Origin of the sequence: Streptomyces sp. NPDC051172 (assembly GCF_040682555.1) — a bacterium.
Lineage (GTDB): Bacteria > Actinomycetota > Actinomycetes > Streptomycetales > Streptomycetaceae > Streptomyces.
On the sequence record NZ_JBFBBE010000021.1, the window covers coordinates 54,387 to 72,313 of the forward strand.

The 17,927-nt window shown below is 68.4% G+C and carries 15 protein-coding genes and 1 other RNA gene; 9 read left to right on the plus strand and 7 right to left on the minus strand.

Annotated elements, in window-relative coordinates:
* Positions 1-87 precede the first annotated feature (87 nt).
* Positions 88-1,191 carry a peptide chain release factor 2 gene (prfB, locus tag AB0N07_RS15480; RefSeq protein WP_365835071.1) on the plus strand — a complete coding sequence of 368 codons (1,104 nt, stop codon included), beginning with the start codon at positions 88-90 and terminating at the stop codon, positions 1,189-1,191.
* Positions 1,192-1,471: 280 nt separating this feature from the next.
* Entirely contained in the window at positions 1,472-2,347 is an 876-nt protein-coding gene (locus tag AB0N07_RS15485) for a hypothetical protein (RefSeq protein ID WP_365835073.1), read from the plus strand.
* A 105-nt stretch (positions 2,348-2,452) separates the two neighbouring features.
* On the opposite strand, the gene AB0N07_RS15490 is transcribed toward AB0N07_RS15485, so the two are convergent.
* Positions 2,453-2,644, minus strand: a complete 192-nt coding sequence (locus AB0N07_RS15490) for a hypothetical protein (protein WP_016438128.1) — start codon at positions 2,642-2,644, stop codon at positions 2,453-2,455.
* 328 nt (positions 2,645-2,972) lie between these two features.
* Between AB0N07_RS15490 and ftsE the strand changes: the two genes are divergently transcribed.
* The 7 genes from ftsE to AB0N07_RS15525 all read left to right on the plus strand — a co-directional run bounded on the left by ftsE (position 2,973) and on the right by AB0N07_RS15525 (position 8,507).
* Complete coding sequence (gene ftsE / locus AB0N07_RS15495) at positions 2,973-3,662, plus strand: cell division ATP-binding protein FtsE (RefSeq protein ID WP_030943440.1); 690 nt, start codon at positions 2,973-2,975, stop codon at positions 3,660-3,662.
* A 34-nt stretch (positions 3,663-3,696) separates the two neighbouring features.
* A complete protein-coding gene (ftsX, locus tag AB0N07_RS15500; RefSeq protein ID WP_365835075.1) occupies positions 3,697-4,617 on the plus strand; it encodes a permease-like cell division protein FtsX in 921 nt (306 codons plus the stop codon).
* 67 nt (positions 4,618-4,684) lie between these two features.
* Positions 4,685-5,863 carry a S41 family peptidase gene (locus tag AB0N07_RS15505; protein WP_365835077.1) on the plus strand — a complete coding sequence of 393 codons (1,179 nt, stop codon included), beginning with the start codon at positions 4,685-4,687 and terminating at the stop codon, positions 5,861-5,863.
* A 69-nt stretch (positions 5,864-5,932) separates the two neighbouring features.
* Positions 5,933-6,475 (plus strand): SsrA-binding protein SmpB, encoded by a 543-nt coding sequence (gene smpB / locus AB0N07_RS15510; protein ID WP_365835185.1) that lies wholly within the window; start codon positions 5,933-5,935, stop codon positions 6,473-6,475.
* A 90-nt stretch (positions 6,476-6,565) separates the two neighbouring features.
* Positions 6,566-6,960: a transfer-messenger RNA gene (gene ssrA / locus AB0N07_RS15515) on the plus strand.
* A gap of 174 nt (positions 6,961-7,134) precedes the next feature.
* Positions 7,135-7,524, plus strand: coding sequence for a hypothetical protein (locus AB0N07_RS15520; RefSeq protein ID WP_365835081.1), 390 nt, complete (start codon positions 7,135-7,137; stop codon positions 7,522-7,524).
* Positions 7,521-8,507, plus strand: coding sequence for a PHB depolymerase family esterase (locus AB0N07_RS15525; protein ID WP_365835083.1), 987 nt, complete (start codon positions 7,521-7,523; stop codon positions 8,505-8,507). The genes AB0N07_RS15520 and AB0N07_RS15525 overlap by 4 nt, the downstream gene beginning before the upstream one ends.
* On the opposite strand, the gene AB0N07_RS15530 is transcribed toward AB0N07_RS15525, so the two are convergent.
* From AB0N07_RS15530 to AB0N07_RS15555, 6 genes are read right to left on the minus strand one after another with little or no spacing between them, the layout of a single operon-like run.
* Positions 8,494-11,403, minus strand: a complete 2,910-nt coding sequence (locus AB0N07_RS15530; RefSeq protein WP_365835085.1) for a glycoside hydrolase family 3 C-terminal domain-containing protein — start codon at positions 11,401-11,403, stop codon at positions 8,494-8,496. The two genes, AB0N07_RS15525 and AB0N07_RS15530, sit on opposite strands and share 14 nt — an antisense overlap.
* Positions 11,404-11,444: 41 nt before the next feature.
* Complete coding sequence (locus AB0N07_RS15535) at positions 11,445-12,452, minus strand: LacI family DNA-binding transcriptional regulator (protein WP_365835087.1); 1,008 nt, start codon at positions 12,450-12,452, stop codon at positions 11,445-11,447.
* A complete protein-coding gene (gene yicI / locus AB0N07_RS15540) occupies positions 12,452-14,719 on the minus strand; it encodes an alpha-xylosidase (RefSeq protein ID WP_365835089.1) in 2,268 nt (755 codons plus the stop codon). The genes AB0N07_RS15535 and yicI overlap by 1 nt, the downstream gene beginning before the upstream one ends.
* An 11-nt stretch (positions 14,720-14,730) precedes the next feature.
* Positions 14,731-15,555, minus strand: coding sequence for a carbohydrate ABC transporter permease (locus AB0N07_RS15545; RefSeq protein ID WP_365835091.1), 825 nt, complete (start codon positions 15,553-15,555; stop codon positions 14,731-14,733).
* Positions 15,552-16,511, minus strand: a complete 960-nt coding sequence (locus AB0N07_RS15550; protein WP_365835093.1) for a sugar ABC transporter permease — start codon at positions 16,509-16,511, stop codon at positions 15,552-15,554. Before AB0N07_RS15550 ends, AB0N07_RS15545 begins: the two co-directional genes overlap by 4 nt.
* A complete protein-coding gene (locus tag AB0N07_RS15555; protein ID WP_365835095.1) occupies positions 16,508-17,803 on the minus strand; it encodes an extracellular solute-binding protein in 1,296 nt (431 codons plus the stop codon). The genes AB0N07_RS15550 and AB0N07_RS15555 overlap by 4 nt, the downstream gene beginning before the upstream one ends.
* Between the last annotated feature and the right edge of the window lie 124 nt (positions 17,804-17,927).

Here is a 17,927-nt window from a genome sequence, read left to right on the forward strand (position 1 = left end):
CCAGGGTGGTTCGCCTGCCCGCGCTTGCGGGTGCCGCGGTGCCGTAGCCGGACACTCACCGCTTGGCGGAGCCGTTACGCTGGAGGCGTGGCAGTCGTCGATGTATCCGAAGAGCTCAAGTCCCTCTCCTCGACCATGGAGTCGATCGAGGCCGTTCTGGACCTCGACAAGCTGAGGGCAGACATCGCCGTGCTCGAGGAGCAGGCGGCCGCGCCGTCCCTGTGGGACAACCCGGACGAGGCGCAGAAGATCACCAGCAAGCTGAGCCACCTGCAGGCCGAGGTCAGGAAGGCCGAGGCGCTGCGCGGGCGGATCGACGATCTCGCCGTGCTCTTCGAGATGGCCGAGGAGGAGGACGACCCGGACACCCGGGCCGAGGCCGAGTCCGAGCTCGCCGCCGTCAAGAAGGCGCTGGACGAGATGGAGGTCCGCACGCTTCTGAGCGGTGAGTACGACTCCCGTGAGGCGCTCGTCAACATCCGCGCCGAGGCCGGTGGCGTGGACGCCGCCGACTTCGCGGAGAAGCTGCAGCGGATGTATCTGCGCTGGGCGGAGCAGAAGGGCTACAAGACCGAGCTCATCGAGACCTCGTACGCGGAAGAGGCCGGCATCAAGTCGACCACCTTCGCCGTGCAGGTGCCGTACGCCTACGGCACTCTCTCGGTCGAGCAGGGCACCCACCGGCTCGTGCGCATCTCGCCCTTCGACAACCAGGGGCGGCGCCAGACCTCCTTCGCGGGCGTCGAGGTGCTTCCCGTGGTCGAGCAGACCGACCACATCGAGATCGACGAGTCCGAGCTGCGCGTGGACGTGTACCGGTCCTCCGGCCCCGGCGGCCAGGGCGTCAACACCACCGACTCCGCGGTGCGCCTCACCCACCTCCCCACCGGCATCGTCGTCTCCTGCCAGAACGAGCGGTCGCAGATCCAGAACAAGGCGACCGCCATGAACGTTCTCCAGGCGAAGCTGCTGGAGCGGCAGCGTCAGGAGGAGCGGGCCAAGATGGACGCCCTCAAGGACGGCGGCAGCTCCTGGGGCAACCAGATGCGTTCGTACGTCCTGCACCCATACCAGATGGTCAAGGACCTGCGCACCGAATTCGAAGTCGGCAACCCCGAGGCCGTGTTCAACGGTGAGATCGACGGCTTCATCGAGGCGGGTATTCGCTGGCGCAAGCAGCAAGAGAAGTAACTTTGTCGACTTGCCAACTGCCGCCCTACGGGCGGCAGTTGCTGTTTGTCTGGGTTTTACATCACACTCACAGGTTCCAACTCGCTGTAAACAACCCGCAAGTGGACATTGCGCACGCAATGCCCTTGACGTTGCTTTGAAAAATGGGAATGGTGAAGCGCGGCATGCGTATCTCTGGGGCGCATGTGAACCGGGGGAATTTTGCAGCGTAGTCACCTCCGTCGATCACGGCCCCCGAGCGCCGCCTCAATGACGATGAGCTACTGGGGGTAGCAACCTTATGACGAAGAAGACGCGGCTCCGCGTCGCGCGGGTGGCCGCTGGCGCAGTGATCGCCGCCGGTGCCTCGCTGACCGCCGCCGGTGCCGCTTCCGCGGCGGGTATCGACGTGAACGTGGCCGGTGTCAACGTGGGTGTCAACACCGGCGGCGACGACACCGGGGGTACGGGCGGTGGCCCGTGCGACATCGTCATCGACCCGACCTGCGACCCCGGCGGTACCACGGGTGGCAGCACGACGGGCGGTGCGACGACCGGCGGTGCGACGACCGGCGGTGACACCACGGGTGGTGCGACGACGGGCGGTGACACCACGGGCGGTGCGACCACCGGCGGTGACACCACGGGTGGCGTGATCGGTGGCGTGATCGGTGGCGGCACCACGGGCGGTGACACCACGGGCGGTGCCACGACCGGCGGTGCGACGACGGGCGGTGACACCACGGGCGGTGCGACCACCGGCGGCAGCACCACTGGCGGTGGCAGCACCACGGGTGGTGGCAGCACCACCGGCGGTGACACCACGGGTGGCGGCAGCACCACGGGTGGTGCCACGACCGGCGGCAGCACCACGGGTGGCGGCAACGGCAACTCGGGTGGCAGCGGCAACGGCCACGGGCACAACGGTGGTGGCAACTCCAACACCAACCCCGACGGCAACACCGGCACTTCCACCCAGGACCAGGGCTCCTCGGTCCTCACGGACACCGGCTCGAACACCGCGACCCAGACCAAGGGCAACGGTCAGCAGCTCGCCGAGACCGGTGCCGGCCAGACGACCTTCCTGATCATCGGTGCCGCCACCATGATCGCCGGTGGCGTCGGCTTCCGCATTCTGCCGCGCCTCGTGGGCGGCCGTGGCGGTGCGGCTGCCTGACGGTAGCCGTGTGCACACGCAATGTGTGCGACCACGTACGACGAGGGGCCCGGAGCGTGCATCGCTCCGGGCCCCTCGGGCGTCTCAGTGCCCCTGTGACGCGTCTTACGCGGTCTGGTGCGCCAGTAGCGCCACCGCCGCGATCAGCACTGCCAGCAGTGCGATCAGCGCCATGGGGTTGAGCCCCGCGAAGAAGTTCTCCTGCTGCAGCCGCTCGCGGTTCGCACGGCACACGGGGCACCGGCCCTCGCTCACGGGCGCCGCGCAGTTTGCGCACACCAGCCGGTCGTACGTCATGCGCTCGCCCTCCTTGCGAATACGTTCCACTGGGAGAACGGTTTGTGGTTGCCGAACGTTCCCCTCTCTACTGTGCCAGGTTCCTCCGGAGGTCGCGCGGGTTCCTCCCGGAGGCTGCGCGGGGACGCCTGAGGGGGCGTGTGAGAGTTGTCTCGCGGCTGCGGGCCGGTGGGGGCTTGTCGCGCAGTTCCGCGCGCCCCTTAAAGGCCGCTGGGCTTACCGGCACAAAAGGGCACAAGTCGCTCTGAAGCGCAACCGCCGCCTGCGCTTGTGCACCCGACTCGCGTATGGTCACGCTCATCTACCCCCGGCGACCCGTGGTGCATCCGTGATCCGATTCGACAACGTCTCCAAGGTCTACCCCAAGCAGACCCGTCCTGCACTCAGGGATGTGTCCCTGGAAGTGGAGAAGGGCGAGTTCGTGTTCCTCGTGGGGTCCTCGGGCTCCGGAAAGTCCACCTTTCTGCGGCTGATCCTCCGCGAGGAGCGGTGCAGCCACGGTCAGGTGCACGTTCTGGGCAAGGACCTCGCGCGCCTGTCCAACTGGAAGGTGCCGCAGATGCGGCGCCAGTTGGGGACGGTGTTCCAGGACTTCCGCCTGCTGCCGAACAAGACGGTGGCGGAGAACGTCGCCTTCGCGCAGGAGGTCATCGGCAAGTCGAAGGGCGAGATCCGCAAGTCCGTGCCGCAGGTGCTCGACCTCGTCGGGCTGGGCGGGAAAGAGGATCGGATGCCCGGTGAGTTGTCCGGTGGTGAACAGCAGCGCGTGGCCATCGCGCGCGCCTTCGTCAACCGGCCCAAACTGCTCATCGCGGACGAGCCGACCGGAAACCTCGACCCGCAGACCTCCGTCGGCATCATGAAGCTGCTCGACCGGATCAACCGGACCGGCACCACCGTGGTGATGGCGACGCACGACCAGAACATCGTGGACCAGATGCGCAAGCGCGTCATCGAGCTGGAGAAGGGCCGCCTCGTCCGCGACCAGGCACGCGGCGTCTACGGCTACCAGCACTGACCGCCACGTCCACGGAAAGGCTCAACCAGTCGCCATGCGCGCACAGTTCGTACTCTCCGAGATCGGTGTCGGTCTCCGCCGCAACCTGACCATGACCTTCGCGGTCATCGTCTCCGTCGCCCTGTCCCTGGCCCTGTTCGGCGGGTCGCTCCTCATGAGCGACCAGGTCAGCACCATGAAGGGCTACTGGTACGACAAGGTCAACGTCTCGATCTTCCTCTGCAACAAGAGCGACGCCGAGTCCGACCCCAACTGTGCCAAGGGTGCGGTCACCGACGACCAGAAGAAGCAGATCCTCTCCGACCTGGAGAAGATGACCACGGTCGTCCAGAAGGTCACCTACGAGTCGCAGGACGATGCGTACAAGCACTACAAGCAGCAGTTCGGCGACTCCCCACTGGCCAGTTCCCTCACGCCGGACCAGATGCAGGAGTCGTACCGGATCAAGCTGAAGAACCCGGAGAAGTACCAGGTCATCGCGACCGCCTTCGACGGGCGTGACGGTGTGCAGTCCGTTCAGGACCAAAAGGGCATTCTGGACAACCTGTTCGGGCTTCTCAACGGTATGAACTGGGCCGCGCGGGCCGTGATGGCACTGATGCTCGTGGTCGCGCTGATGCTGATCGTCAACACCGTGCGGGTGTCCGCGTTCAGCCGGCGGCGCGAGACCGGGATCATGCGCCTGGTCGGCGCCTCGGGCTTCTACATCCAGGCGCCGTTCATCATGGAGGCGGCGGTCGCCGGGCTCATCGGCGGGACGGTCGCCTGCGCATTCCTGGTGGTCGCGCGGTATTTCATCATCGACCACGGTCTGGCCCTGTCCCACAAGCTCAATCTGATCAACTTCATCGGCTGGGACGCGGTGTTGACCAAGCTGCCGCTCATCCTTGCCACGAGTCTGCTGATGCCTGCGCTTGCCGCGTTCTTCGCGCTGCGCAAGTACCTGAAGGTGTGACGCATGCCAAGAGGGCCGTACGGTCAACCGGCCGTGCGGCCCTTCGCGTTGTCCTAGACTCACCGGCATGTCAGGTCGTGACCTGTTCTGCCAGCCCCGCCGCATTCGCCGCGGGGCCGTCCTGACATTGGTCTTCGCGAGCGTGCTCGTCGCCGGCGCGGCGACCGGCTCCTTCTCCGAGGGCGACCGGAAATCCTCGTCAGGCGCGGCCCGTTCGGCCGTGCCCGCCGGTCATCACGAGGACGTGGCGAAGGCGGCCGAGGAGGCCATGGCCGACGGCAAGTCCCCGATGGAGGCCGCCGAGCGCGCGGTCAGCCGCAGCGGCGACCGCTGGGGCGCCGTCTACTCCGAGGGCGAGTACCAGGAGTTCGAGGAGGCCCTCGACGGCCAGTACACCGGCGTCGGCCTGTGGGCCAGGCGCGAGGGGGACGGCCGTATCGAGGTGACCAAGGTGGCCGCCGACTCGCCCGCGGCCGCCGCCGGTATCCGCAAGGGCGACCGGCTGCGCAGCATCGACGGTGAGAAAGTCGACGGGCAGCCCGTCACCGAGGTCGTGTCGTTACTGCGCGGCGACGCCACCGACGCGGCCGCCGGTACGGCGGTGCGGCTGGGCCTGCAGCGCGGCACGCGCGCGTGGATCGAGACCTTGCGCCGCGCCCATCTGTCCACCGATTCGGTCACCGTCCGAAAGCTCGCCGACGGGGTCACCGTGATCAGGATCGCCGCGTTCACCAAGGGCTCCGGCGACGTCGTCCGCGCCGCCGTACGGCGGGCCCCCGCCGGCGCCGGGATCATCCTCGACCTGCGCGCCAACTCCGGCGGCCTGGTCACCGAGGCCGTGACCACCGCCTCCGCCTTCCTCGACGGCGGCCTCGTCGCCACGTACGACGTCGACGGCGAGCAGCAGGCCCTGCATGCCGCTCCCGGCGGCGACACCACCAGACCCCTGGTCGTGCTCGTCGACGGCGGGACCATGAGCGCGGCCGAGCTCCTCACCGGCGCCCTCCAGGACCGTGGCCGTGCGGTCGTCGTGGGCTCCCGCACCTTCGGCAAGGGCTCGGTCCAGATGCCGAGGCAGCTCCCCGGCGGCTCCGTCGCGGAACTGACCGTCGGGCACTACCGCACTCCCTCCGGTCGCAGCGTCGACGGCCGGGGCATCACCCCCGACCTGGACGTCACCTCGCCGGGCCAGGCGGCCGTCGAGCGCGCCGAGACCGTGCTCGACGGACTGGGCGACGCCGACTAGACAGCCGTTAAAGGGCTGGCCCGGACACCCCTGCGTAGTGCGAAAATGGACGGCACTATGAGCAAGGGAATGTACGTACCGAAGGAGTCCCAGCCCAAGCAGGGCGGGGCGGCCGCGAAGGCCAGGGACGGCGAGAAGGGCGGCAAGCGCAAGATCGTCGCCCAGAACAAGAAGGCCCGGCACGACTACGCGATCGTCGACACCTACGAGGCCGGCCTCGTGCTGACCGGCACCGAGGTCAAGTCGCTGCGCGAAGGTCGCACCTCGCTGACCGACGGCTTCGTCCAGATCGACCGGGGTGAGGCGTGGCTGCACAACGCCCACATCCCGGAGTATCACCAGGGCAGCTGGACCAACCACTCCGCGCGCCGCAAGCGCAAGCTGCTGCTGCACCGCGAGGAGATCGACAAGCTGGAGTCCAAGGCGCAGGAGACGGGTCACACGATCGTGCCCCTCGCCCTGTACTTCAAGGACGGCCGTGCGAAGGCCGAGATCGCCCTCGCACGAGGCAAGAAGGAGTACGACAAGCGCCAGACCCTGCGGGAGAAGCAGGACCGGCGGGAGTCGGACCGGGCGATCGCGGCGGCGAAGCGGAAGCAGCGCGGAGTGTAGCCCGGGAATACGGTGGCATCCGCCCTCGTTGGTTCTGTACGATGGCCTCAACACCGGTTGAACCCGGTGTGAGCATTGAAAACACAACATGGGGATGATCGGTTTCGACAGCGGCTGTCGAAACAGGGGAAGCGTGTCGAGGAAGCGGCAATGATCTCGTAAACCATATGTCGCAAAAAATAATCGCCAATTCCAAGAGCGATTCTCCCGAGCTTTTCGCTCTCGCTGCCTGATCAGGTAGTGATCGAATAGCTCCTTAATGGGAGTGTCAGCCCGGGGCTGTTCCCGACCCGGATCCTGGCATCAGCTAGGGGACTAAACCTTGATCCCGGTCACGGGGTGAAGAGGGAAATCAAACAGTGACTGGGCCCGTCGGCGACTTGTTCGCGTGATCGCCGGGGCCGAGAAAATCGCAGCGAACTGCACACGGAGAAGCCCTGATTCTGCACCGTTGGACGCGGGTTCGATTCCCGCCATCTCCACTCATCCCATGTGGGCAAGGCCCCGTCGCTTCCGAGCGGCGGGGCTTTGTCGTGGTGATCGCGACCGGCGACTGGGGGGAACCAGACCGTGCGGGACCAGTCCGGCCCCTACTTCGAGAAGTACGACTCCGACTTGCCCGCCACGGCATCGTCCAGGCCCACGCCGAACTCACCGGCATGCCCGGGACCGGCCAGGTCACCGACTGCCACCGCGCCACCGGAGCGTGGAGCGACCTCTGGGAGGACGGATGGGCCTGCGCCGGGGCTTTCGAGTCCGACGACCACAGGGTGCGGATCGCCGCTGTCGGCATCGCCGGCATCCTGACGTCCCCTCCCGACGAGCCCCTCGCCGCCCGCGTCGACGGGGCCTCCGCCCGCACCGCGACCGAGGACAGCTCCGGCCTGTGGAAGTGGCCCGCGGCCTTCTGCGCGAGCGCCGCGCCGACGGAGCCGCAAACCCGGTCCCGGCCTGAGGGCCCTGCACGGCGTCCCACAACCACGGCGCCCGATGTGGTGCCGCACCACATGTCGAGGGACCGTTCACGCTTCTACGGTCCCTCCCCATGACCCAGACCAGAGCCGCACGTCACAGCACCGTCCTCGCGACCCTCCTGGTCGCCCTGATCGCCGCCTTCCTCACCCCGGGCAGGGCGTCCGCCGCCTCCCTCCAGGAAGTCACCGGCTTCGGCTCCAACCCCGGCGCCCTGCGCATGTTCCGGTACGTGCCCGACGGGCTGCCCGCCGGGCGGCCCGTCGTCGTCGCCCTGCACGGCTGCACACAGGACGCATCCGGCTACGGCACCGGCAGCGGCTGGCTCCAGCTCGCCGACCGGTGGGGGTTCTCCGTGGTGCTGCCGCAGCAGCAGAGCAGCAACAACGCCTCGAACTGCTTCGACTGGTTCCAGAGCGGGGACATCGATCGCGGCCAGGGCGAGGCCGCGAGCGTCGCGCAGATGGTGGACCGGCAGCTCACCGACATCGGCGGCGACGTTTCGCGCGTGTACGTCACCGGGCTGTCCGCCGGCGGTGGCATGACCGCCGTGATGATGGCGGACTACCCGGAGAAGTTCGCCGCGGGCGGGATCGTCGCCGGGTTGCCGTACGGATGCGCGCAGGCCGCCGGGTCGCCGTATGTGTGCATGTACGTCGGTGCCACGCAGACGGCGAAGCAGTGGGGCGACCGGGTGCGTGCCGCCCGGCCGGGCTACACCGGCCCCTGGCCCACGCTCACCGTCTTCCAGGGCAGCGCCGACTACACCGTCAAGCCCGTCAACATGACCGACCTGATGAAGCAGTGGACCGATGTGCACGGGGCCGACCAGACCGCGGACGTCAGCGACACCGTCGCCGGCTACCCCCACCAGGTCTTCCGGGACCCGGCAGGGAACACCGCCGTCGAGACGTACAGCATCACCGGCATGGGGCACGGGCAGCCGGTCGACCCCGGCAGCGGCACCGCGCAGTGCGGTGCCGCCGGGGCCTACCTCCTCGATGTGAACCTCTGCGCCGCCTACCGGCTCGGGCTCGCCTGGGGGCTCAGCGCAGGGTGAACGTCGACAGGCGAACGCCCTTGCTCAGGACCAGATAGACGTCCGTACGGCCCTTCGTCGGGCCCGACAGCTTCGCGGTCACCGTGGTGTAGTCGTACGGCGACGACGTGCCCGCGAAGTGTGCGGTGCCGACGAGGGTGCCGGTAGGTGAGCCGAGCCGCACCTCCACTGTGCCGGGCGAGGTCCCGGCGACCCGTGCGTCGAACTCGCCCGCACCCGGGACCGGCCGGGTGTCCGCGAACTTCAGCCACGCGCCGTCGGAGGCCGCCGACACCGCCGTACCGCTCGCCTTGGACTCGTCGACGAGAGCGATGCCGGCGGAGTAGTCGTCGAAGTTCTCCGCGCGGGTCGTCTCCGACAGGTCGCGGGGCGGGATGGTCTCGCCCTTCACCTGCCAGGACGTACGGGCGCGGACATCGGAGGACGACGCGCCCACCAGGACGTCGTAAGTGCCGCTCTCCACCACCCACTTGGAGCGGGTGACGTCCCAGTGCGCCAGGTCCGAGGGCCGTGCCTTCAGCCGCACCGTCCTCGTCTCACCCGGCTTCAGCGACACCCGCTGGAAGGACTTGAGCTGCTTGAGCGGCTGTTTGTCGCGGGAGGTGCGCTGGTGGGTGTAGAGCTGGACGACCTCCGCGCCCGCCCGGCTGCCGGTGTTGGTGACCGCGACCTCGTAGCCGTCGCCGACCCGCCGCAGACCGGAGTACGCGAAGGTCGTGTACGAGAGGCCGTAGCCGAAGGGATAGAGCGCCTGTCCCGTGAAGTACTGGTAGGTGCGGTCGGACTTGATGATGTCGTAGTCGAGGATCGACGGGAGGTCGGCGTCGGACCGGTACCAGGTCTGGGTGAGGCGGCCCGACGGGTTGGCGTCGCCGTAGAGGAGGTCGGCGAGGGCGTTGCCGGTCTCCTGGCCCGCGTGGGTGGTCCACAGCAGCGCGGGGACCTCCTTCTGCAAGGAGCCCAGCGTGGTCGGGTAGCTGTTCTCGACGATCACGACCGTGTGCGGGTTGGCCGCCCGCACCGCCTTGACCAGGGCCTCCTGCGTCGGAGCCAGGGCCAGGTCCGTCCGGTCGTGGGCCTCGCGGCCGTTGATGGACGGGTCCGAGCCGACCACCACGACGGCCTGGTCCTTGCCCTTGACCGCGGCGACGGCCTCCTCGACACCGCTGCGGACCACGTCCTTGGTGTAGTGGGCCGCCTGGTCCTTGGCGACCAGGCCGAGGGTGCCGTCCGTGCCCGTCGGGCCCAGGTAGACCGGGTTCGACCACCAGGACTCGGAGGTCTCGTAGCCGGCGTAGCGGAGCAGGTACGTGCCGTCGTCCTGGCGCTCCAGCTTGAACTGCTGCTGTACGAACCAACCGTTCGGCTGCTTCTGGTCGTTGACGAAGTTCGACCAGTTGTAGCCGACGTACTTTCCGTTCGCCGCGGAGCGCAGGGTCACGATGCCCGAGCCCCAGTCGAAGACGTCGAACTGGGCTCCCGTACCGGAATCCGTCGTCTCCTTCAGGGGCGCGCCCGCCTCGCCCGCGCCCGCCGTCACGTACTTGCCGGTCGCCGTGTCCTTCAGGGCGATCCGGTCCACGCCCTCGCTGCTCGCGACCGAGGTGCCGAGCTTGGACTCGATGCCGTCCTTCGGGGTGACGGCGTAGGGGAGGGTGCCGGAGTACCAGTCGGTGTAGAGGGTGTCGGCGAGGGGGCCGACGACGGCGGCACTGCCCGTCTTCTTCAGCGGCAGCGCGCCGTCGTTCTTCAGCAGGACCGCCGACTCGGTGGCGGCCTTGCGGGCCAGGGCGCGGTGGGCGGGGCTGTCGATGACCGACGCGTCGATGGAGCCGTACCTGCCGCCGCCGGGGTCGAACTCGCCGAGGCGGACGCGGATGCTCAGTACGTCTTTCGCCGCCTTGTCGACGTCCGACTCCTTCAACAGGCCGGTGGAAAGAGCCGACTTGACCGCCGAGGTCGTCGGGCCGGAGTCCGCGTCGTCGGCGGTGAAGCTGTCGACGCCCGCCTTCAGTGCCGCCGCGTCCGCCTCGGCCTGGGTGCCGTAGTACTGCTGGCTGCCGACCAGGTTCCCGGGCGCCGCGGCGTCCGTCACATTCAGCAGATCCTTCGAGGTCCAGGTGCGGACGGTGTCGTCGAGGGCCGGATTCACCGTGTTCGGACGGCCGTTGACCAGGTTGTACGAGGTCATCACGCCGGTCGCCGCGTCGGCCGCGACCGCGGGCTTGAAGGCCTGCTCGTCGTACTCCTTCAGTACGCGCGGGCGCAGTTCGGAACTCGTGGTGTCGCGGTGCTCCTCGTTGTTGTTGGCGAGGAAGTGCTTGATCGTCGGGGCCGTCTTGAGGTGGTCCGGGTCGCCTCCCGTCAGGCCCGTGCCGTACGCCGTGGAGATGGCGCCGGTCAGATACGGGTCCTCGGAGTAGCCCTCCTCGTTGCGGCCCCAGCGCGGGTCGCGCAGCAGGTTGACCACGGGAGCCCACAGGTTGAGGCCCCAACCCGCGGGGCGGGTCTGCTGGAAGCCGCGTGCCTCGTCGCCGACCGCCGAGCCGACCTGGCGGAGCAGGGTCGGATCCCAGGTGGAGGCAAGGCCGACGGCCTGCGGAAACACGGTCGTCCTGCCGAGCCAGGCCACGCCGTGCAGGGCCTCGGTGCCGGTGCGGAAGGACTGGATGCCGAGGCGGGGGATGGCGGGCTCGTACTGGTGGAGGAGGGAGATCTTCTCGTCGAGGGTGAGGCGGGAGAGCAGGTCCAGGACGCGGGCGTGCACCGGGAGATTCGGGTCGCGGAACGGGTAGACGGGGTCGTCGGCGTGGGCGGGGAGGGTGGCGCCCAGACCGGCGATCAGGGTCAGGGCCGCCAGCAGCGTGGTTCTCTGTTTTCTGCGCTTGCCTTTCAAGTCACGGCTCCTTCGAGTAGGGCCTTGCACACAGGGGTTGGTCAGGCGTTACGCGGCGCGGTGCTCGCCCGCTCCGTCAGCCGCGGTGGCAGCAGCGTCGCCTCGGGTACGGTGCTGCCGCCCAGCTTCTTCATCAGGAGCTCCACCGCCCGCTCGCCCACCTCGGCGGACGGCAGGGCGACGGAGGTGACCGGTACGCGGACGGACTCGGCGAGTTCGTCGGGGCAGATGGCGGTGACGGAGAGGTCGCCGGGGACCCGCAGGCCGAGCTGCTCGAAGGCCTCGATGAGCGGTTCGAGGATCGGCTCGTTGTGGACGACCACTCCCGTCAACGCGGGGTGTTCGCGCAGGAGTTGCCCGGCCACCAGCCGGGCGGCCGCGGGCGAGGCCTCGCAGGGGTGCACGGAGGAGGACAGCCCGCTGCGGTCGGCGGCGGCCGTGAAGCCCTGCACCACCCGCTGGGCGAACGCGGTCTGCCGTACGTACACCTCCGGCGGCGAGCCGACCAGCGCCACCACCCGGTGCCCGAGCCGCGCCAGATGCTCCACGCACGCCTCGCCGGCCGCCTTGAAGTCGAGGTCGATGCAGGTCAGGCCCTCGGAGTCGGCCGGGAAGCCGATCAGCACGGACGGCCGTTCCAGCGAGCGCAGCAACGGCAGCCGGGGCTCACGGAGCTGGACGTCCATCACGATCAGCGCGTCGACCAGCGCCGTGTCCGCCACCCGCCTGAGGCCGTCCTCGCCCTCCTCCTGCGTCAGCAGCAGCACGTCGTGGTCGTGCTTGCGAGCCGTCGTCACCACCGACACCGCGAACTGCATCACCACCGGGACATGGATGCCCGCCCGTAAGGGGATCACGAGAGCCAGGACGTTCGACCGGCTGCTGGCCAGGGCGCGGGCGCCCGCGTGCGGCCGGTAGCCCAGCTCGCGGGCGGCCGCCTCGACCCGCTGCCGGGTCTCCTCGGAGATCGGGCGCTTGCCGCTGAGCGCGTAGGAGACGGTGCTGGGGGAGACCCCGGCGTGCCGCGCCACATCGGTGATCTTCACCATCAGCCCAGCTCCAGGGAGAGGAACCCGGTACCCGCCTGCGCCCGCGCCGACCGCTCCCCGGCGGCCAGACTCCACTCGGCCACCGGCTCACTGCACGAGGCCCGCAGCGTGTCGCCTTCCCGTACGACGGTGAAGGTCACGTCCCCCACCGGCACCGTCACCTGAGTGCCCCGCTCCAGGTCGTAGGTTCGCAGGGTGACCCCGTCGGCATGGTCGTAGTCGGGCCGGTCGGCCACCGCGCCCACCGGGATCACCGTCCCCGGCCGTACCAGCAGGGGCACGCTCAGGAAGCCGTGCCGCTCGCGCACCCAGCGCGGCCCGGTCACCGTCCGCCCGCTCAGGAAGTGCGTCCAGGTGCCCTCGGGCACGTAGTAGGACACATCCCCCTCGTCGTCGAACACCGGTGCGACCAGCAGATCCGGCCCCAGCATGTACTGCCGCTCCAGATGCGCGCACCCCGGATCGTCCGGGAACTCCAGCACCATCGCCCGCATCATCGGCACGCCCTCGGTGTGGGCGGTGCGCGCGGCCTCGTACAGATACGGCATGAGCTGCAGCTTCAGCCGGGTGAACTGGCGCAGCACGTCCACGGACTCCTCGTCGAACAGCCAGGGCACGCGGTACGAGGAGCTGCCGTGCAGCCGGCTGTGGGAGGACAGCAGCCCGAAGGCCAGCCACCGCTTGAACAGGGCGGGGGTCGGGGTGCCCTCGAAACCGCCGATGTCATGGCTCCAGTAGCCGAAGCCGGACAGGCCCAGCGAAAGGCCGCCGCGCAGCGACTCGGCCATCGACTCGTAGGTCGCCTCGCAGTCGCCGCCCCAGTGCACGGGGAACTTCTGGCTGCCGGCCGTCGCCGAGCGGGCGAAGAGCACGGCCTCGCCCTCGCCGCGGTGCTTGCGCAGCACGTCGAAGACGGTGCGGTTGTAAAGGTACGTGTAGTAGTTGTGCATCCGCTCCGGGTCGGAGCCGTCGGACCACGCCACGTCCACCGGCACCCGCTCGCCGAAGTCGGTCTTGAAGCAGTCGACGCCCTGCGCGAGCAGCGCCTCCAGCTTCGAGGCGTACCAGTCGCGGGCGGCCGGGCTGGTGAAGTCGACCAGCGCCATGCCCGGCTGCCACATGTCCCACTGCCAGACGCTTCCGTCGGGCCGCTTCAGCAGATGGCCGAGCGCCTTGCCCTCAGCGAACAGGGGCGAGCGCTGGGCGATGTACGGGTTGATCCACACGCACACGCGCAGGCCGCGTGCCTTCAGCCTGGCCAGCATTCCCTCCGGGTCCGGGAAGACCCGCGGGTCCCACTCGAAGTCGCACCACTGGAACTCCCGCATCCAGAAGCAGTCGAAGTGGAAGACGGAGAGCGGGAGTTCACGCTCCCGCATGCCCTCGATGAAGGACGTCACCGTCTCCTCGTCGTACGAGGTCGTGAAGGACGTCGACAGCCACAGGCCGAACGACCAGGCGGGCGGCAGGGCCGGGCGGCCGGTGAGGGCCGTGTACTTGCGGAGGATCTCCTTGGGACCGGGGCCGTAGATGACGTAGTACGTCAGCTCCTGCGTCTCCGCGCTGAACTGGACCCGGGACACCGCCTCCGAGCCGACCTCGAAGGACACCTTGCCCGGGTGGTCGACGAAGACGCCGTAGCCCCCGTCCGTCAGATAGAACGGGACGTTCTTGTAGGCCTGTTCGGTGGCCGTGCCGCCGTCGGCGTTCCAGATGTCGACGACCTGGCCGTTCTTGACGAGCGGGCCGAAGCGCTCGCCGAGGCCGTAGACGGACGTACCGACCCCGAGGCCCAGCTGTTCCCGCAGGTAGTGCGCCCCCTCCGCGTTCCGCATGATGCCCATGCCCTTGGGGCCGCTGGAGGTGAGGATGCGGCCGTCGGCGAGGAAGTCGACATGCCAGGGGCCGGTGCGGGCCACTCGGACCGACAGCGCGCCGGAGGTGAGGGTCGCGTGCTCCTCGTCGTACCCGACCTGTGGGGCGAACTCCTGTCCGCTGATGTCGAATTCAGGGCCGCGTGACTGCTCGCCCTCGAAGTGGGTGAAGGTGAGGCCGATGACGTCGGGCATCGGGGTGTGCGCGCTGATCGTCACGACCGGTCCCTTCAGCAGGTCGCCGCGGTGGCGGATGGGCTGGGTCGGCGCATGGATCTCCAGCGAGCCTCCCCCAGAGGGGGTGCCCCCAGTGGCGCTGACGTCGAGGACCTCGACGGGGTGGGCCGCGGTGACTCCCTCGCGCAGCAGCCAGTAACCATCGGTGAACTTCACGTGGGGGGTCCTTACTTCACAGCACCTACGGCGATGCCGCGGGTGAGGGTCCGTTGGAAGACGAGGAAGAACACGATCGCCGGGAGGACGCCGAGCAGGGCCGCCGCATTGGTCATCGTGGCGTCCATCAGGCGCTGGCCCTGGAGGACGCCGAGGGCCACCGACACCGTCTGGTTGTCGTTGGAGATCAGCATCACCAGGGGAAGCAGGAACTCGTTCCAGGTCCAGATGAAGAAGAAGACCAGGAGCACGCCGATGGTCGGCCGGCTGACCGGGACGACGATCCGCCACAGCACCTGCCACCTGTTCGCACCGTCGATGCGGGCCGCCTCGATGATCTCTCGGGGGAACTGGCCCAGGACCGACGAGAGCAGATAGGTACCGAAGGCCGCCTGGATCACCGTGAAGACGATGATCACGCTCAGCCTGGTGTCGTACAGACCGGTCTGCTTGCTCAGGTAGTAGACCGGGTAGACCAGCGCCTCCTGGGGCAGCATGTTGGCGAGCACGAAGAAGGCCAGGACCCAGGTGCGGCCCTTGATCCGGCCGATCCCGATGGCGTACGCGTTGAGGACGGAGAGGATCACCGCGAGCACGGCCACCGAGCCGCTGATCAGCACCGAGTTGACCAGCTTCTGGCCGAAGTCGACGCGCTGCCAGAAGCTCTTGAGACCGTCCAGATACAGCCCCTCGGGCAGGCTGAGCGGGCCGTTCTGGGAGTACTCGGCCGGCGATTTGAACGCGTTGACGGCGACGATCAGGAACGGCACCACCATGAACAGGGCCGCGATGCACAGCGCGATCAGCACCGGGTAGCGGCGCAGGGAGGTCGTCATGCGCGGTCCCCTTCCTCGTCGCGGGTCTGGAGCTTCAGGAGGACGAGGGAGAGCACCAGGATGATCACCGTGAGGATCGTGGAGATCGCGGCGCCGTAGCCGACCTGGGTCTTCTCGAAGAAGGTGGAGAAGGAGAAGTAGGACGGCACGTCGGTCGCTCCCCCCGGACCGCCCTTGGTCAGCACGTACACCGCGCCGAAAACCTTGAGCGCGGCGATCGTGCACCAGGTCAGGACCACGTAGATCTCCGGGCGGATCTGCGGCAGTGTGATGTGCCAGAAGCGGCGCCACCAGCCCGCGCCGTCCAGCTCGGCCGCCTCGTACAGCTGCGGGTCGACGCGCTGCAGGCCCGCCATGAAGACGACCAGCGGGAACCCGATCTGCACCCAGACCATGACCCCCATGACGCTGTACAGCGCGATGTCGGGGTCGCCGAGCCAGTCCTGCTGCCAGGAGCCCAGCCCGACCGCCTTCAGCAGTTCGTTGAGGGAGCCGTTGTCGGGGGCGAGGATCCAGCTCCAGACGATGCCGGCGACCGCGATCGGCAGTACCTGCGGGAGGTAGAAGCAGGCACGCAGCACCGCGGCCCACCGGGATCCGAAGTGCTTGCCGATGTAGTCGAACAGCGCGGCCGCCAGGACGAGACCGATCATCGTCGGTACGGCCGCCATGGCGACGACCATGAACAGGCTGTGCCGGAACGACGCCCAGAACTCCGCATCGTCCATCAGCTCGCGGTAGTTGGCGAGACCGGTCCACTTGGGGCTGCCGATGCCCTGCCACTGGGTGAAGCTCACGCCCGTGTTCATCAGGAACGGGACGACGATGATCGCCGTGAAGGCCAGGATGCCGGGGAGCAGGAACAGGGCGTACGAGTCGCGGGTACGGGGGCGGCGCGGGCCGGTGTCCGGGTGCTTGCCGGCGGCCCGCGCACCCCGTTCGACGGTCACCGTCATTTCGTCGGCGCGCCCTTGTCGTAGGCCTGCTGCAGTGCGCTGAGGTAGGCGTCCGGTTTCTCGCTGCCCGTCATCAGCTTCTGCGTCTCGGAGGTGAGGACGTCGTAGAAGCCGTTCACCGGCCAGTCCGGGTAGAAGGCCAGGCTGTCACGTCCGCTGAGGGTGTTGAAGTTGGCGATGAGCTGCTTGGACTTCGGGTCCGTGATGGCGGAGGCGTCGGCCGCGACCGGGACGCCGCCCTTGTTGCCGAGCAGGTTCTGGATCTTCTTCGACATGGTGATGTCGATGAAGTCGTAGGCCAGGTCCTTGTTCTTGGCGTTCTTGGGGACCACCCAGATGTTCCCGCCGGAGCCCGGGGTCAGATTCGAGCCGGGCCACAGGGTGGTGTCCCAGTCGAACTTGGCCTCCCGCTGGAAGCGGCCGTACCACCAGCTGCCGGAGAAGAGGATCGGCGCCTTGCCCTGGATCCAGGACACGCCCGCGTCCTCGGATTTGGTGCTGGTGGAGTTCTTGCTGATGTAGCCCTTCTTCACCCAGTCGGCGAAGGTGGTGGCCCCGTACGTCCAGGCCTGGTCGTGGAAGTCGGTCTTGCCCTTGTACAGCTGGTACTTGTCGACCCAGGAGCGGTCGGCCTTGGAGAGGGCCAGCTGGTAGAGGTACTGCTGGGCCATGTACTCGGCGCCCGCGTTGGCGAGCGGGGTGACGCCCTTGGCGACGAACTTGTCCATGGCGGCGGTCAGTTCGTCGAACGTCTTCGGCTCGGTGATCCCGTACTTCTTGAAGAGGTCCTTGTTGTAGTAGACCATCGTGTACTCGGCGTAGTTGGGCACGCCGTACCAGTTGCCGGAGCCCATGACTCCGTTCGTGTCGTACATGCTGGTCGTACGGACGCCCGCGCTGAGCTTCTTGTCCCAGCCGCGCTTGGTCGCCTCGGCCGTCAGATCGGTCAGCAGGCCCTGCTTCGCGAGGGTGCCCGCGGTCGCGTTGCCCTTGCTGTACTCCATGACGTCGGGCACGTCCGAGGAGTTCAGGATCATGGGCGCCGTCTTCTGGATCTGTTCGAAGCCCTTCTCCTCGAACTTCACCTTGACGCCCGGATGCCTCGCCTCGAACTCTTTGATCGCCTCGTTCCAGGCCACGCCCATCGCGCTGTCGGGGCCCTCGAAGTGCCAGAGCTTGAGTGTCTTGGCGTCGGAGGACCCGCTGCCCGAGCCGCCGCATGCCGTGACCAGCAGCGATCCGCCGAGGAGCGCGGCCGTGACCGTCATCACACGCCTTCGTGCCGTCAACATCCCGTGCCTCCAGGAGAGCCGGATGGGTATTCGGGGGTGTCACGCGGCGGAGGGATTCGGTCGTCGAATCGATTCGATGCGTGACGTCGAAGCGCTTCGACGGGCGAAGGTATGCGGGCGCTGT